The sequence below is a fragment of the Roseisolibacter agri genome (assembly GCF_030159095.1).
Lineage (GTDB): Bacteria > Gemmatimonadota > Gemmatimonadetes > Gemmatimonadales > Gemmatimonadaceae > Roseisolibacter > Roseisolibacter agri.
The window spans coordinates 173059-186976 of sequence record NZ_BRXS01000006.1; the positions used below are offsets into that span (position 1 = coordinate 173059).

Annotated in this window: 17 protein-coding genes; 2 read left to right on the top strand and 15 right to left on the bottom strand. The window is 74.7% G+C overall.

Annotated features, from left to right (window positions below; genetic code table 11):
• Positions 1 to 2: 2 nt before the first annotated feature.
• From rosag_RS19110 to rosag_RS19125, 4 genes are read right to left on the bottom strand one after another with little or no spacing between them, the layout of a single operon-like run.
• The gene (locus tag rosag_RS19110) at positions 3 to 1013 is read right to left on the bottom strand and encodes a PhoH family protein (RefSeq protein ID WP_284351770.1); all 1011 of its coding nucleotides are present in this window, start codon (positions 1011 to 1013) and stop codon (positions 3 to 5) included.
• Positions 1010 to 2806 (bottom strand): aspartate--tRNA ligase, encoded by a 1797-nt coding sequence (gene aspS, locus rosag_RS19115; protein ID WP_284351771.1) that lies wholly within the window; start codon positions 2804 to 2806, stop codon positions 1010 to 1012. The genes rosag_RS19110 and aspS overlap by 4 nt, the downstream gene beginning before the upstream one ends.
• Positions 2807 to 2847: 41 nt before the next feature.
• Positions 2848 to 3219, bottom strand: a complete 372-nt coding sequence (locus tag rosag_RS19120; protein ID WP_284351772.1) for a VanZ family protein — start codon at positions 3217 to 3219, stop codon at positions 2848 to 2850.
• Positions 3216 to 3674 (bottom strand): PTS sugar transporter subunit IIA, encoded by a 459-nt coding sequence (locus rosag_RS19125; protein WP_284351773.1) that lies wholly within the window; start codon positions 3672 to 3674, stop codon positions 3216 to 3218. Before rosag_RS19125 ends, rosag_RS19120 begins: the two co-directional genes overlap by 4 nt.
• A gap of 105 nt (positions 3675 to 3779) precedes the next feature.
• Here rosag_RS19125 and rosag_RS19130 point away from each other — a divergent pair, with 105 nt between their 5' ends.
• Positions 3780 to 4691 carry a hypothetical protein gene (locus rosag_RS19130; RefSeq protein WP_284351774.1) on the top strand — a complete coding sequence of 304 codons (912 nt, stop codon included), beginning with the start codon at positions 3780 to 3782 and terminating at the stop codon, positions 4689 to 4691.
• Entirely contained in the window at positions 4688 to 5875 is a 1188-nt protein-coding gene (rlmN, locus tag rosag_RS19135) for a dual-specificity RNA methyltransferase RlmN (protein ID WP_284351775.1), read from the top strand. Before rosag_RS19130 ends, rlmN begins: the two co-directional genes overlap by 4 nt.
• Here the strand turns inward: rlmN and rosag_RS19140 are convergent.
• From rosag_RS19140 to rosag_RS19190, 11 genes are all read right to left on the bottom strand, one after another.
• Positions 5804 to 6292 carry a LytR C-terminal domain-containing protein gene (locus rosag_RS19140; protein ID WP_284351776.1) on the bottom strand — a complete coding sequence of 163 codons (489 nt, stop codon included), beginning with the start codon at positions 6290 to 6292 and terminating at the stop codon, positions 5804 to 5806. The two genes, rlmN and rosag_RS19140, sit on opposite strands and share 72 nt — an antisense overlap.
• Positions 6293 to 6299: 7 nt before the next feature.
• The gene (locus rosag_RS19145; protein ID WP_284351777.1) at positions 6300 to 6860 is read right to left on the bottom strand and encodes a hypothetical protein; all 561 of its coding nucleotides are present in this window, start codon (positions 6858 to 6860) and stop codon (positions 6300 to 6302) included.
• 10 nt (positions 6861 to 6870) lie between these two features.
• A complete protein-coding gene (locus tag rosag_RS19150) occupies positions 6871 to 7704 on the bottom strand; it encodes a hypothetical protein (protein WP_284351778.1) in 834 nt (277 codons plus the stop codon).
• Positions 7701 to 8591: a pantoate--beta-alanine ligase gene (panC, locus tag rosag_RS19155; RefSeq protein WP_284351779.1), complete on the bottom strand. Its 891-nt coding sequence runs from the start codon at positions 8589 to 8591 to the stop codon at positions 7701 to 7703. The genes rosag_RS19150 and panC overlap by 4 nt, the downstream gene beginning before the upstream one ends.
• Before the next feature lie 16 nt (positions 8592 to 8607).
• A complete protein-coding gene (panB, locus tag rosag_RS19160) occupies positions 8608 to 9438 on the bottom strand; it encodes a 3-methyl-2-oxobutanoate hydroxymethyltransferase (protein WP_284351780.1) in 831 nt (276 codons plus the stop codon).
• On the bottom strand, positions 9435 to 9884 hold the full coding sequence (folK, locus tag rosag_RS19165; RefSeq protein WP_284351781.1) for a 2-amino-4-hydroxy-6-hydroxymethyldihydropteridine diphosphokinase: 450 nt from the start codon (positions 9882 to 9884) through the stop codon (positions 9435 to 9437). The genes panB and folK overlap by 4 nt, the downstream gene beginning before the upstream one ends.
• A complete protein-coding gene (locus rosag_RS19170; RefSeq protein WP_284351782.1) occupies positions 9877 to 10248 on the bottom strand; it encodes a dihydroneopterin aldolase in 372 nt (123 codons plus the stop codon). The genes folK and rosag_RS19170 overlap by 8 nt, the downstream gene beginning before the upstream one ends.
• A gap of 66 nt (positions 10249 to 10314) precedes the next feature.
• Positions 10315 to 11121, bottom strand: coding sequence for a tryptophan synthase subunit alpha (gene trpA / locus rosag_RS19175; RefSeq protein WP_284351783.1), 807 nt, complete (start codon positions 11119 to 11121; stop codon positions 10315 to 10317).
• Positions 11118 to 12365: a tryptophan synthase subunit beta gene (gene trpB, locus rosag_RS19180; RefSeq protein ID WP_284351784.1), complete on the bottom strand. Its 1248-nt coding sequence runs from the start codon at positions 12363 to 12365 to the stop codon at positions 11118 to 11120. The genes trpA and trpB overlap by 4 nt, the downstream gene beginning before the upstream one ends.
• Complete coding sequence (locus tag rosag_RS19185) at positions 12365 to 13051, bottom strand: phosphoribosylanthranilate isomerase (protein WP_284351785.1); 687 nt, start codon at positions 13049 to 13051, stop codon at positions 12365 to 12367. The genes trpB and rosag_RS19185 overlap by 1 nt, the downstream gene beginning before the upstream one ends.
• Positions 13048 to 13842, bottom strand: coding sequence for an indole-3-glycerol phosphate synthase TrpC (locus tag rosag_RS19190; RefSeq protein WP_284351786.1), 795 nt, complete (start codon positions 13840 to 13842; stop codon positions 13048 to 13050). Before rosag_RS19190 ends, rosag_RS19185 begins: the two co-directional genes overlap by 4 nt.
• Positions 13843 to 13918: the final 76 nt, after the last annotated feature.

Sequence of the window (13918 nt, forward strand, 5' to 3'; positions counted from 1 at the left end):
GGTCAATCCCCCGCGTCTTCCGCGTACGCCTTGATGATGTCGCGCACCAGCCGGTGGCGCACGACGTCCGCGTCGGTGAAGTAGTGGAAGGAGATCCCCTCGATCTCGTGCAGGATGCGCTCGACCTGCATCAGCCCCGAGTCCTCGCGGCGCGGCAGGTCGATCTGCGTCTTGTCGCCCGTGATGACGATCTTCGAGTTCACGCCCAGACGCGTCAGGAACATCTTCATCTGGAGGTTCGTCGCGTTCTGCGCCTCGTCGAGGATCACGAACGCGTCGCCCAGCGTGCGCCCGCGCATGAACGCGAGCGGCGCGATCTCGATGGTGCGCGTCTCCAGCGCCTTCGCCACGCGCTCGGGCGGCATCATCTCGTCCAGCGCGTCGTAGAGCGGCCGCAGGTAGGGATCGACCTTCGCCTGCATGTCGCCCGGCAGGAAGCCGAGGCTCTCGCCCGCCTCCACGGCCGGACGGGCGAGGACGATCTTGCGCACGCGCTTGCGCACGAGCGCGTCGACCGCCATCGCGACGGCGAGGAAGGTCTTGCCTGTGCCCGCGGGCCCGATGCCGATCACGATGTCGTTCTCGGCGATCTTCTTCATGTACTCGGACTGGCCCGACGTCTTCGCCTGGATCAGGCGGCGGACGCCGGGGAGCGCGAGGCGCCCCTCGCCTCCGGTGCCCGGGATCGGCGCCGCCGCGCCGTCGCCGTCGTCGCGGCTGCCGCCCTGGTCGAGGCTCACGCGCAGCACGTCGTCGGGCGTCAGCGGGATCCCCTGCCGGGCCATGTCGATCATCCGCTGGCCGATGCCGGCCGCGCGCGCGACCGCGTCCGCCGGGCCGCTGAGCATCATCGCCTCGCCGCGCAGCGCCACCTTCACGCCGCCGATCCGTGCCAGCTCGACGAGGTTCGCGTCGTTCACCCCCGCGAGGGTGAGCAGGTCCGCGCCTTCGGTGGAGAGGCGCTGCTGCGCCCCGTCCTGGGCCCCGCGCGTGGAGCCGCCGTCTTCGCTCACTCAGTGCCTCCGTGGTCGGCCTGGAGTCCCAGCTCGTGCAAGTCCTCAGCCGGGACCGGCGTCGGCGCGCCCTCGAACAGGGCGCGCGCCGCCGTCGTCTTGGGGAACGCGATGACGTCGCGCAGCGAGCCGGCGCCCGACAGGAGCATCGCGATCCGGTCGAACCCGAGGGCGATCCCGCCGTGCGGCGGCGCCCCGGCGCGCAGCGCCTCCAGCAGGAAGCCGAAGCGCTTCTCCGCCGTCTCCGCGTCGATGCCCAGCAGTTGCAGCACCTGGGCCTGGTCCGCCGGGTCGCTGATGCGGATGCTGCCGCCCCCGAGCTCGGTGCCGTTCAGCACGACGTCGTAGGCCCGCGCCCGGGCGCGCCACGGCTCGCTCGCGAGCAGCGCGCGGTCCTCGGGCTGGGCGGACGTGAACGGATGGTGCATCGCGGCGAGCGCTCCCGTCTTCGGATCCCGCTCGAACATCGGGAAGTCCACCACCCAGAGCAACTCGTGCGCGTCCGCGGGCACCAGGTCCAGCCGGCGCGCGACCTCCTGCCGCAGCCGGTCGAGCGCGGGGCTCGTCACGTGGTCCGGACCGGCGACGACGAGCGCGAGGTCGCCGTCGTTCAGCCCCAGCCGCGCGATCGCGTCCGGACGCAGGAACTTCGCGACGGGCCCCTCGAGCGCGTCGCCGTGGCGCTTGAGGAAGATGATCCCCTGCGCGCCCGCGCCCTTGGCCATCGCGGTCAGCTCGTCCTGCTCCTTGCGCGAGAACTTCGCGCCGCCCGGCGCGACGACCGCGCGGAAGCGCCCGCCCGCGTCGAGCACGGTCGCCGCGACGCCGAACTCGGTGCCGCGGAAGACGTCGCTGACGTCGCTCAGCTCCATCCCGTAGCGCAGGTCCGGCCGGTCGATGCCGTACCGCTCCATCGCGTCCGCGTACGCCATGCGGCGGAACGGCGTCGTGACCTGCACGCCCGCCTCCGCGAACAGCGCCTGCACCAGCCCCTCGGTGAACGCGATCACGTCGTCCTGCTGGACGAACGAGGCCTCGATGTCGATCTGCGTGAACTCGGGCTGGCGGTCGGCGCGCAGGTCCTCGTCGCGGAAGCAGCGCGCGATCTGGAAGTACCGATCGAAGCCCGCGATCATGAACAGCTGCTTGTAGATCTGGGGGCTCTGCGGGAGCGCGTAGAACTCGGTCTGGTGCACGCGGCTGGGCACCAGGTAGTCGCGCGCGCCCTCCGGCGTCGGCTTGGTGAGGATCGGCGTCTCGAGCTCGAGGAAGCCGTTCTCGCTCAGGTACCGGCGCGTCACCTGCGCCAGGCGGTGCCGCAGGATGAGCGCGCGCTGCAGCTCCGGACGGCGCAGGTCGAGATGGCGGTGGCGCAGCCGCAGCTCCTCGGCCGGCAGCGGCGTGCCGCGGCCGCGCGCCACGGGAATCGCGGGCGTGTCGGCGGGTCCGACGACGGTGATCGCCGACGCCCGCACCTCGACCTCGCCCGTCTCCAGCTCCGCGTTGCGCAGCTCGGCCGGGCGCAGCGCGACCTCGCCCTCGATCAGCACGACGCTCTCGACGCCGACCTTTGCCGCCCGCTCCAGCGCCGCGGCGTCGGTGAACGCCGGATCGAACGACACCTGCACGATCCCCTCGCGGTCGCGCAGGTCGAGGAACACGAGCGCGCCGAGGTCGCGGCTCCGGTGCACCCAGCCTCCCAGGCGCACGCGCTGGCCGGCATGCTCGGCGCGCAGGGCGCCGGCGGCGTGGGTGCGGAGCGTGGTGGCGACGACGGGCACGGGCGAGGACATGAGCGGGCGAGAAGAGGGACGGACGGGAGGAGCGGCGGCGCTCAGGCCGCGGAGGCAGCGCCGAGCGCGCGGCGGCGGCGCGCCGCGTACAGCAGGAGGCCGACAAGGGCCCCGACGGCATCGGCCAGCAGGTCGGCGCCGCTGGTGGCGCGCCCCGGGATGAAGCCCTGGTGCCACTCGTCGAGCGCGCCGAAGGCCACCAGCCCGGCGAACGCGGCGGCGAGCTGCCCGCGCGTGCTCGCGGGCACCGCACGGCCCACCAGCCAGCCGAGCAGGCCGTAGGAGAGGGCGTGCAGCACCTTGTCGACGCGGCCGGCCTGCGGCAGCCCGGGGTTCGGCCACGAGGTGGCGACCAGCACCAGCGTCGCCCAGACGGCGGCGGGCGCCCAGCGCCCGCGAGCCCTGTCGCTCACGCGGCCTCCGAGGTGCGCACGAGCTCCAGGAACTCCTCGGGCGAGGCGCACTGCTTCAGCGCGTCGCGGAGGGGCGCCCGGTAGAGCAGCCGCGAGATCCGGCCGAGCGCCTTCACGTGCGCGCCGGCGGCGCTCTCGGGGCCCACGAGCAGGAAGCACAGCTCCACGGGGCGGCCGTCCAGCGACGAGAACTCGACCGGCGACTCGCACACGCCGGCGGCGACGACGAGCGAGTCGAGCATCGGGGTGCGGCCGTGCGGGATGGCGACGCCCTCGCCGATGCCGGTGCTCAGCACGGCCTCGCGGTCCCGGACGCTGCGGAGCAGCGCCTCGACCACGTCCTGGCCTCGCGAGCCGGCGGCGAGCTCCACCAGCTCGCGCAGCAGGTCGTCCTTGGCCCTGCTCCGGAGCGGCACCCGCACCCGTTCCGGGGCGAGCAGCTCAGTCAACTGCACGGCGATTCCGCGATGGCATACGAGCGGTCGAATCTAAGCGGCCCGGCCGGGCCGGGGTAGCGCCGCGCTTGACCTCGCCCCCCCGCGCCCGGTAGTCTCAACTTCATGCGCCACTTGTGCTTCGCCGCCACGCTGGGGGCCGCCCTCGCCGTCGCCCCCCGCGTGAGCCCGGCGCAGACCGTGCCCGGTCGCGACCTGTACGACTTCGCGATCGGCGCGCTCGGCGAGGCTCCCGCGCTGGCCATCGAGGCCGCCGGCGGGCTGTACAACCCGGCGGCGACGCTGCTCGCGCCGACGGGCCGGATTCGGGGCTCGGTGACCCACCTCAACGCTCCCGGCGACCGCGGACTGAGCGGCGAGGTGATCGGGCTGGAGTGGCGCCAGACGCCGAAGCGAGCGTTCGCGATCACGGTCGCGCGCGCCGGCGTCTCCGACATCCCGCGCACCGACGACACGCCGACGGCCGTCGGCAGCCCGGTCGTCTACGACAGCTACCTCGTCTCGGCCGGCGCCAGCCAGCGGGTGCTGCGGCACCTCGCCGTCGGCGCGGCGCTGCGGTACCGCGTCGGACGCCTCGACACCGCCTCGGCCTCGACGGCGGGCGCCGACGCCGGCGTCGTCGTCGATGGGCTGCTCGGCCGACGCGACCTGCGGCTGGGGGCGTCGACCTTCCTCTGGCGCCCGGGTGCCGATCGCGACGATCGGCCGCTGACCTCGCTCGGTGCCGACGCGCGCGTCGCCGGACGGGCCGTCGCCCGCGAGGTCCGGGTGGGCGCGTCGTACCTCGGCAGCCGTGGCGGCGAGCACGAGGGCTACGGCTACGTCAGCGCGCGCCTCCGCAACGTCGAGGGCCGCGCCGGCCTGGCCCGCGCCGCCCGCGGTGGCGAGGCCGACACCCGCACGCGCCTCGGCCTCGGCCTGCGGTATGCCGGACTGCTGGTGGGCGTGGCGCGCGACGAGAGCGCGTCGGGCTTTGGCAGCATCTACCAGATCACGCTCAGCTCGATCTTCAAGTGACCGCTCCCGACATCCCCACGCCTGCGCACGCCGACGACGCCGCGCCCGCGGGCCGCGCGCTCCCCGTGGCGCGACGCCCCGCGGGCATCCCGGCGGAGGCCGAGGGCAAGGTCAACCTGCTCGACATGACGCCGGCGGAGGCCGAGCGCGCGCTGCGCGAGTTCGCCGTGGCGCAGGGGCAGCCGGCCTACCGCGCGACGCAGGTCCTGCCGCGCCTCTGGCAGAAGCCCGCGCGCGACTTCAGCGAGATGCGCGAGCTGCCGGCGGCGTTCCGCGAGGCGCTGGCCGAGCACTTCGTGCTGCCGCGGCTGCAGCTCGTCGCGAACCAGCGGTCGAGCGACGGCACGCGGAAGTTCCTCTTCCGCCTCGCCGACGGTCAGGCGATCGAGACGGTCGCGATCCCCGACCGCGACCGCCTCACCTTCTGCATCTCGTCCCAGGCCGGGTGCGCGCTGAAGTGCTCGTTCTGCGCCACGGGCGTGATGGGCTTCCAGCGCAACCTGCACGTGTTCGAGATCGCCGGGCAGGTGCGCGAGCTCGCGCTGCTGGACGAGGAGCCGATCCGTGCGACCAACATCGTCTTCATGGGCATGGGCGAGCCGCTCATGAACTGGAAGGCGGTCGACCCGACGCTGACGATCCTGAACGATCCGCAGGGCTTCGGCATCGGCGCGCGGCACATCACCGTGTCGACGGTCGGCGTGCTGCCCGGCATCGTCGCGCTGGGCGAGCGCCCGGAGCAGTTCCGCCTCGCGATCTCGATCCACGCGCCGACGGACGCGCTGCGCGGGGAGCTGATGCCGGTGAACGTGAAGTTCCCGCTCGCCGACGTGATCGCGGCGGCGGCGGCGTTCGACCGGCGCGTGACGTTCGAGTACGTGATGCTGGGCGGCGTCAACGACCGCGCGGAGCACGCGATGGAGCTGGCGCGACTGGCACGCGAGTGCCGCGCGTTCGTGAACCTGATCCCGCTGCACCCCGGCGGCGCGATGGGCTTCACGCCCACGCCGCCCGACCGCATCCAGCGCTTCGCGGAGACGATGCGCAACCGCGGCGTGGAGGTCGCGGTGCGCAAGAGCCGCGGCGTCGACATCGCCGCGGCGTGCGGGCAGCTACGGGTGGAACGGCTGGGCCGGCGCGCGCCAGGACGCGCCGATGACGACCGTGACGTCCAGGTAGCGTGAGGTGTCGGGGCGCGTCTCGATGCGCGCCCCGCCCATCGCGTACGCCACGCGCTTCGCCCACTCGGGATGCCCCGAGCGGTCGATGACCACGACGCTGTCCTGCTGCGCGCCGCTCGTCCCCACCGCGACGACGTCGAAGCCGCGGTCGCGCAGGTAGAACATGCCGCGGCGCCCCAGGCCGCGCGTGCGCGTCGCGTTCAGCACCTCGACGCGCACGCGCGCGTCGCCCGGCGGCCGGCCGAGCGTGTCGTCGGCGGCGGGGAGCTTCGGCCCGGCCTCGTCGCTCGCGGTGCCTGCGGGCGCGTCGTCGAACGCCGCCTTCACGCGCGGCCACGCAGCGCCCGCCGCCATCACGAGCGCCAGCGATCCGAGGATCAGCCAGCCGGGGCGCATCCAGCGCGGACGGTCCTCGCGCATCACGCCGTCACCGCACCGCGTTCCAGAGCGTGACGGCCTGCGGGAAGAGCTCCTTCCCCTCGCGCAGCGACCACTCGAGGCGCATGCGGACGACCTGCCGGAAGACGGCGTCGAAGTCCGTGGGCACGTGCGCCGCGAGGAACGCGCGGTCCGCCGCCGCGAACTTCCGCCCCGGCTCCAGGAAGTCGGCCATGTACAGCGCGCGGCCCACACGCCCCCACTCCGCGGAGCCGAGCGTGTGCCAGCGGATGGCTTCCAGCAGGTCGGTGCGCGTCTCACCGCGGCGCGCCAGCAGCGTCGCGGCCGCCGGGCCGTGCAGCACCTCGACCGGCGAGGTCGCGTCGTCCGAGAGCTCGCGCAGCAGCGCATCGGGCGCGTCGCGCAGCGCATCGTGCAGCAGCCCCGCGTCGCGCATCGCGGCCGCTTCCGCGGCATCGCGGGCGACGTGCGGCGCCCATGCGTCCAGCAGCGCGGTGACGCGCGCGATGTGCGCGCGGCGCTTGTCGCTCACCTGCGCCCACTCGGGGAGCGCGAGCGTCGTGGACGGATCGCCGATCGGTGCGGTCATGAGGGAACGCTCAGTCGTCGCCACGGCGTGCGTACGCCTCCAGCACCGCGCGGCTGCGCACGCGGGTGCGACACAGGTAGTTCCAGCCCTTGAGCTCCGCGCCGCGTCCCACTTCGGAGTCGACGATGCGCGAGTACGGCCCGATGACGCACTCGCCGGCGACGTCGGTGCTGCCCTCGAGCACGACGCTCGGATAGACCAGGGTGTCGGCGCCGATGCGCACGTCGACGTCGAGCCATGTGGTGGCGGGGAGCAGGAACGAGACGCCGCCGCGCTCGTGCTGCCGCACCAGCCGGTCGCGCAGCGCGACCGCCGCGTCGGACAGCGTGTGCCGGTCGAGCACCTGCAGCAGCTCCTCGGCGTGCGTGGGCGCGACGAGCGCGGCGCCGTTCGGCACGCGCGGGTCGTCGGCCGACGCGAGCGCCGGCCCCTCGCCGGCGACGGCGATGCTCGTCGCCAGCTCGGTGTCGCCGCGGACCGATGCGACGCCGTGCTCCGCGGCGCGCAGCAGGCGCGTGATCGTCGCCGGGGTGACGAGCGCGGCCGACCCGTCCACGAGGACCGTCATGCCCGGGGGCGTGACCGCGGCACGCAGCGCGCGCGACTCCGTCCCCGGCTCCACCGCGACGTAGCGGATCTGCACGTCGGCGTCGACGTCGACCTGCGTGTTGGAGCCCTGCAGGTGCACGACCACGATCTCGCGCGGCGGTGGCGACACGGCGAGCAGCGCGCGCACCACGTGCCAGAGGGTCGCGCGGCCCGCCAGCGGGTGCAGGTAGAGGCTCACCTGCGACCGGAAGGCCGCGTGCTCGTCCAGCGCGGCGACGACGGCGCGCCAGCTCATGCGTCGTCGCTCGCGGGGATCCGCGGCGAGGCGCCGAGGATCGCGTTGTCGAGCAGGCGCGTGCGGCCGACGCGCGCGGCGAGCATCGCGATCGTCCCCTCGGTCGCGACGTCCACCGGCTCCAGCGTCTCCCCGTCCGCGAGCGCGAGGTAGTCGGGCACGACGTCGGGCTCCGTCGCGAGCACGGCGCGTCCCGCCGCGAGGAGCGCGTCCGCCCGTCGCTCGCCTGCGGCGAACATCGCCTCGATGCGCGCGAGCGCGCGCGGGATCACGCGCGCGCGCCGGCGGTCGTCGCGCTCGAGGTAGACGTTGCGGCTGGAGAGCGCGAGGCCGTCCGGCTCGCGCACCGTCGGCGCGACGACCAGCTCCACCGGCATGTCGAGGTCGCGCACCATCGCGCGCACCAGCGTCGCCTGCTGCACGTCCTTCTGCCCGAAGACCGCGACGTCCGGCTGCACGAGGTTGAGCAGCTTCGCCACGACCGTCAGCACGCCGGCGAAGTGGCCCGGCCGTACCTCGCCCTCCCAGCGCGTCGCGAGGTCGCCGGGCACGACGCGCACGCGCGCCTCGCGCGGATACATCTCCGCGACGCCCGGCGTGAACAGCAGGTCCACGCCGCGCGCCGCCGCCTTCGCCGCGTCGCCGTGCGGGTCGCGCGGGTAGCGCGCGAGGTCCTCGGTGGGCGCGAACTGCAGCGGGTTCACGAAGATGCTCATCGCCACGACGTCCGCGCGGCGGCGCGCCTCCTCGACCAGCGCGAGGTGGCCCTCGTGCAGGAAGCCCATCGTCGGCACGAACGCCACGCGCCCGCCGCCCAGCACGCGCGCGTCCTCGCGCAGCCGGCGCAGCTCCGCGCGCAGCTCGGCCACCGTCGACAGGGTCAGCACGCTCGCTCCGCCGGCGTCAGAAGGCGTGCTCGTCGCCGGGGTACGCGCGCGCGCGCACCTCGGTCGCGAAGCGGCGCACCGCGTCCCGCGTGTCCGCGGCCATCGTCCCGTAGCGCTTCAGGAACTTGGGCGTGAACGCGTCGGTCAGGCCCAGCAGGTCCGCGAGCACCAGCACCTGCCCGTCGCAGCCGAGGCCCGCACCGATGCCGATGGTCGGGATGGACACGGCCTCGGTGACGCGCGCGGCGACATCCGCGGGCACCAGCTCCAGCACGATCGAGAACGCGCCCGCGTCCTCCAGGCGGCGCGCGTCGTCGACCAGCTGCCGCGCCGCGTCGTCGCCGCGCGCCTGCACGCGGAAGCCGCCCAGCGTGTGCACCGACTGCGGCGTGAAGCCGAGGTGGCCCATCACCGGCATGCCGGCGCGCACCAGCGCGCGGATCGTCTCCGCCATCTCCGGCGAGCCGCCCTCCAGCTTGAGCGCGTCGCAGCGCGTCTCCTGCATCACGCGGCCGCAGTTGAGCAGCGCGCGCTCCGTCGTCACCTGGTAGGTGAGGAACGGCATGTCCACCACGAGCAGCGCGCGCGTGGTGCCGCGGCGCGCGGCCGCGCCGTGGTAGATCATCTGGTCGAGCGTCACGGGCACGGTCGTGTCGAGCCCCGCGACGACGTTGCCGAGCGAGTCGCCGACGAGGATCGCGTCGACGCCGCCCTCGTCCGACAGGCGCGCGAAGAGCGCGTCGTACGCCGCGACCATCACCAGCGGCTCCCTGCGCTCCTTCGCCTGCGCGAACGAGCGCACGGTGACCTTCTTCGGCGCGGGGGCCGAGCCGGCGGCCTGGCTCACGGCGCCTCCGTCGCGTCGCGCATCGCGCGCGACCAGTCGACGTCGAGCGCGGCGAGCTCGCGCTGCCAGAAGTCGCGGTTCGCGAGCTCCGGATGCGGCACGAGAAGCCGCGGCGTCGTGATGCGGCGCGTGCCGTACAGCACGACGTCGACGTCCAGTGTGCGCGCGCCCCACCGCGGCGACGCCGCGCGGTCGCGCCCCGCCTCGCCCTCGATGGCCTGGCAGGCGTCCAGCAGCGCCTCGGCGGGCAGCGTCGTCTCCACGCGCAGCATCTGGTTCAGGTAGGGGCCCTGCCCTGCGGGACCGATGGGCGGCGTCTCCTCGACCGGCGACGCGGCGAGCACGCGAGTCGCAGGCAGCGCGTCGAGGCGCGCGCGCGCCAGCGCGAGGTGCGCCTCCCGGTCGCCGAGGTTGGAGCCGAGGGCGAGGTACACGATCTCACCCATCGCGGTGCGAGACGTCGGGCGCGTCGCGCTCCAGCACGACGCCGGCGTGCGCGAGCGGACCCGCGAGCGCGACGTGCGGCTTGCGCACCGCGACGCGCACGCGCGAGACGCGGCCCAGCGCGAGCGCGCCGTCGGCGACGCGCGACGCGACGTCCTCCAGGTAGAGCAGCTCGGTGGTCGCGACGACCGACGCGGCCACGTCGTAGAGACCGCGATAGTCGAGGACATCACCGGTCGGCACGCGCGCCATCCACGCGTCGACGTCGATCTCCAGCGGCTGCGGCAGCTCGCGCTCGTGCGCGAGGATGCCGACGCGCGCGTGGAAACGCATGCCGGAGAGGGAGACGCAGAGGCGGTCGGTCACGGGCGGAACGTATCGGCGGCCCGCGGGCCGGTCAACGAACCGCCCGCCGGCGGGCGACGCGGACGGTCAGGCGTCGTCGATGGCCGAACGGAGGTCGCGCGCGAGCGCGAGGGCGCGGTCCACGCTCTCGTCGGCCGCGCGCACGAGGGCGCTCCCCACCACCACGCCGTCGGCGATGCGCGCCACCGCTGCTGCCTGGTCGGGCCGCGAGATGCCGAAGCCGACGCAGATCGGCAGCGTCGTCGCGGCGCGCAGGCGCGCGACCGTCTCGGGCAGCGTGGCCGACAGCGCGTCCTGCTCGCCCGTCACGCCGAGCCGGCTGATGAGGTAGACGAACCCGCTGCCGTGGCGCGCGATCTCCGCCATGCGCGCGGGTGGCGTCGTCGGCGCGACCAGGCGCACGAAGTCGAGCGGGCCGCCGCCCATCCACGCCTCGCGCTCCGGATCCGCGCCGACCGGCAGGTCGGTGACCAGGACTCCGCTCGCGCCCGCGTCGGCGGCGCGCTGCAGCACGCCGTGCCCCGCGGCCATGAGCGGGTTGAGGTAGCTGAACAGCACCACCGGCACGGTCGGCCGCGCGCGCGACAGCAGCGCGAGCGCGCCGTCGAGGTCCACGCCGTGCTCCAGCGCGACCTGGGAGCTGTGCTGGATCACCGGCCCGTCGGCGAGCGGCTCCGAGAACGGCACGCCCAGCTCGATGACGTCGGCGCCCGCGGCCTCGAGCCCCTGGAGCAGCGCGACCGACCGCTCCGGATCGGGGTGACCGGCGGTGACGTAGGCGACGAGCGCACGACGGTTCGCGGCGCGCAGGTCGGCGAAGCGGCGGTCGATCGCGGAGGCGGCGCGTGCCGCGGGCATCGTGGGCGCGCTCACGCGGGGTACTCCGGCAGCGGGCCGACGTCAGGCAGCGCGCCCATCTCGCTCACCTGCGCCACGTCCTTGTCGCCGCGGCCGCTCAGGCAGATCAGCACCGGCTCGTCCTTCGCCCAGCGCCCGCGGCTCTTCTCGACCCACGCGATCGCGTGCGACGTCTCGAGGGCGGGGATGATGCCTTCGGCGCGGCTGAGGAGCGCGAAGCCGCGCAGCGCCTCGTCGTCGGTGATGCTCACGTACTCCGCGCGCTTGCTCTGCTTGAGGTGCGCGTGCTCCGGTCCGACGCCGGGATAGTCGAGGCCCGCCGAGATCGAGTGCGCGTTGATCACCTGGCCCTTCGCGTCCTGCAGGAGATAGCTCAGCGATCCGTGCAGCACGCCGGGCGTGCCGAGCGTGAGCGAGGCCGAGTGGCGACCGCTCTCGAGGCCCTCGCCGGCCGCCTCGACGCCGACCAGCTCGACCTCCGCGTCGTCGACGAAGCCCGCGAAGATCCCCATCGCGTTGGAGCCACCGCCGACGCACGCGACGACCGTCTTCGGCAGGCGGCCCGTGCGCTCCAGCATCTGCGCGCGCGCCTCGCGGCCGATCGCCGCCTGGAACTCGCGCACCATGCGCGGATACGGCGCCGGCCCGACGACGGAGCCGATGATGTAGTGGCTGTCCTCGACGTTCGTGACCCAGTCGCGGATCGCCTCGCTCGTCGCGTCCTTGAGCGTGCGCGTGCCGCTGGTCACCGGCATCACGGTCGCGCCCATCAGCCGCATGCGCCACACGTTCAGCGCCTGGCGGCGGATGTCCTCCTCGCCCATGAAGACGACGCACTGCAGCCCGAAGCGCGCGCACACGGTGGCCGTCGCCACGCCGTGCTGCCCCGCGCCCGTCTCGGCGATGATGCGCCGCTTGCCCATGCGCCGCGCCAGCAGCACCTGGCCGACGGTGTTGTTGATCTTGTGCGCGCCGGTGTGGTTCAGGTCCTCGCGCTTCAGCCACACGGGTGCGCCGACCATCGCCGACAGCCGCGGCGCCTCGCTCAGGATCGACGGGCGGCCGACGTAGTGGCGCAGCATGTCGTCGAGGTCGCGCTGGAACGACGGATCGCGCAGCGCGGCGTCGTACTCGGCCTCCAGCGCGTCGAGCGCGGGGATCAGCGTCTCGGGGACGTAGCGGCCGCCGAAGGGTCCGAAGCGGTCACTCGTGGCAGCTGGGGCGACGGCGGCGGCGCCGGAAGTGTCGGGCGTGGTCATCACGAAGTCGTAGCGGAACGGGCGGCGGCGAGGAAGGCCGCCAGCCGGTCGGGGTCCTTCACGCCGGGCGCGCGCTCGACGCCGGACGAGACGTCGACGGCGTCGGGGCGCAGCGCGCGGATGGCGACTGCGACGTTCTCCGGTCGCAGGCCGCCGGCGAGCACGAGGGCGGCGCGGCCCCGGCCTCGGAAGGGCGCGAGCGCGGCGGCGAGTCCGTCCCAGTCGAGCGCGACGCCCGTCCCGCCGAGCTGGGTGCCGTCGACCTTCGCGTCGAGGACGACCGCGTCGGCGACGTCGAAGAGCCCCGCCGTCTGCGGCGGGAGCGCGGTGCCGGCGATCCGGAGCACGGCCCACACCTCCCCGCCCCACGCGGCCCGCACCGCGGCGACCGCGTCCGCGTCCGGATCGGCGTGGAGCTGCACCGCGTCCAGGGTGGCCTCCTCGGCCAGGCGGGCGATCGCGTCCGGCGTCTGCGCGCCCATGACGCCCACGGCATGCGGCGGGTGGCCGGGCACGGCCGCGCGCGCCGCCGCGACGTTCGCGCGCGCGGTCGCGGCATCGATCAGCCGCGGGCCGCCCGCGAAGATGCTCCCCACGTGGTCCGCGCCCAGGCGCGCCGCCAGCGCCGCGTCCTCCGCCCGGACCAGCCCGCAGATCTTGACCGCGGGGCGGGATCGCTCGCTCACGCCGCCGCCGGCGCGCGCCCGCGCCGCGGCACGCCGGCGAGCGCGCGCACCGCCGCCACCGGATCCGCCGCGGCGGAGATGCTGGAGCCGACGAGCACCGCATCGGCGCCGGCGGCCGCCGCGCGCTCGACCTCCGCCACGCCGTACACGCCGCTCTCGAACACCGCGACGCGGTCGGCGGGGATCAGCGGGACGATCCGCTCACCCGTCGCCAGGTCGATCAGCAGTGTCTCGAGGTTGCGGTTGTTGACGCCGATGACCGCCGCATCGGCCGCCAGCGCGGCGTCCAGCTCGCGCTCGTCGCGGATCTCGACCAGCGTCTCGAGCGCGAGGTCCCGCGCCAGCTGCGACAGCGCCTTCAGGTCGCGCGGATGCAGGGCCCGGGCGATCAGCAGCGCCGCCGACGCGCCCAGCGCCCGCGCCTCGACCAGCTGCAGCGGCTCGACGTGGAAGTCCTTCTTGAGGATCGGCAGCGCCGTCGCGGCGCGGGCCGCGGCGATGTCCGCGTTGCTGCCACCGAAGCGCGCCGGCTCGGTGAGGATCGAGAGCACGGCCGCGCCGCCCGCCTCGTACGCGGCGCTCTGCTCGCCGGCCGACAGCCCGGGCGCGATGTCGCCCTTGGACGGCGACCTCCGCTTCACCTCGCCGATCACGGCGACGCTCGGGCGCCCCAGCGCGGCCGCGAATGCGGGTCCGCGAGGCGCCTCGGCGGCCAGGCGCTCCAGCTCCTGGCGACGCGCGGCCAGCGCCGCGGTCCGCTCCCGGGCGGCGGCGCTCAGCTCGCCCAGCACGCCCTCGGGGGGCGTCCATCCTTGAAATGCTTGCACTTCGGCCGATCTTCGGCTAATGTGGCATTCGGCAGCTATT

Bases quoted from the DNA above. Each gene is read 5' to 3' on its own strand.
- trpB (WP_284351784.1), bottom strand. From the start codon at position 12,365: ATGACCACGCCCGACACTTCCGGCGCCGCCGCCGTCGCCCCAGCTGCC.
- rosag_RS19145 (WP_284351777.1), bottom strand. From the start codon at position 6,860: ATGACCGCACCGATCGGCGATCCGTCCACGACGCTCGCGCTCCCCGAG.
- rosag_RS19140 (WP_284351776.1), bottom strand. From the start codon at position 6,292: ATGCGCGAGGACCGTCCGCGCTGGATGCGCCCCGGCTGGCTGATCCTC.
- folK (WP_284351781.1), bottom strand. From the start codon at position 9,884: ATGGGTGAGATCGTGTACCTCGCCCTCGGCTCCAACCTCGGCGACCGG.
- rosag_RS19130 (WP_284351774.1), top strand. From the start codon at position 3,780: ATGCGCCACTTGTGCTTCGCCGCCACGCTGGGGGCCGCCCTCGCCGTC.
- aspS (WP_284351771.1), bottom strand. From the start codon at position 2,806: ATGTCCTCGCCCGTGCCCGTCGTCGCCACCACGCTCCGCACCCACGCC.
- rosag_RS19150 (WP_284351778.1), bottom strand. From the start codon at position 7,704: ATGAGCTGGCGCGCCGTCGTCGCCGCGCTGGACGAGCACGCGGCCTTC.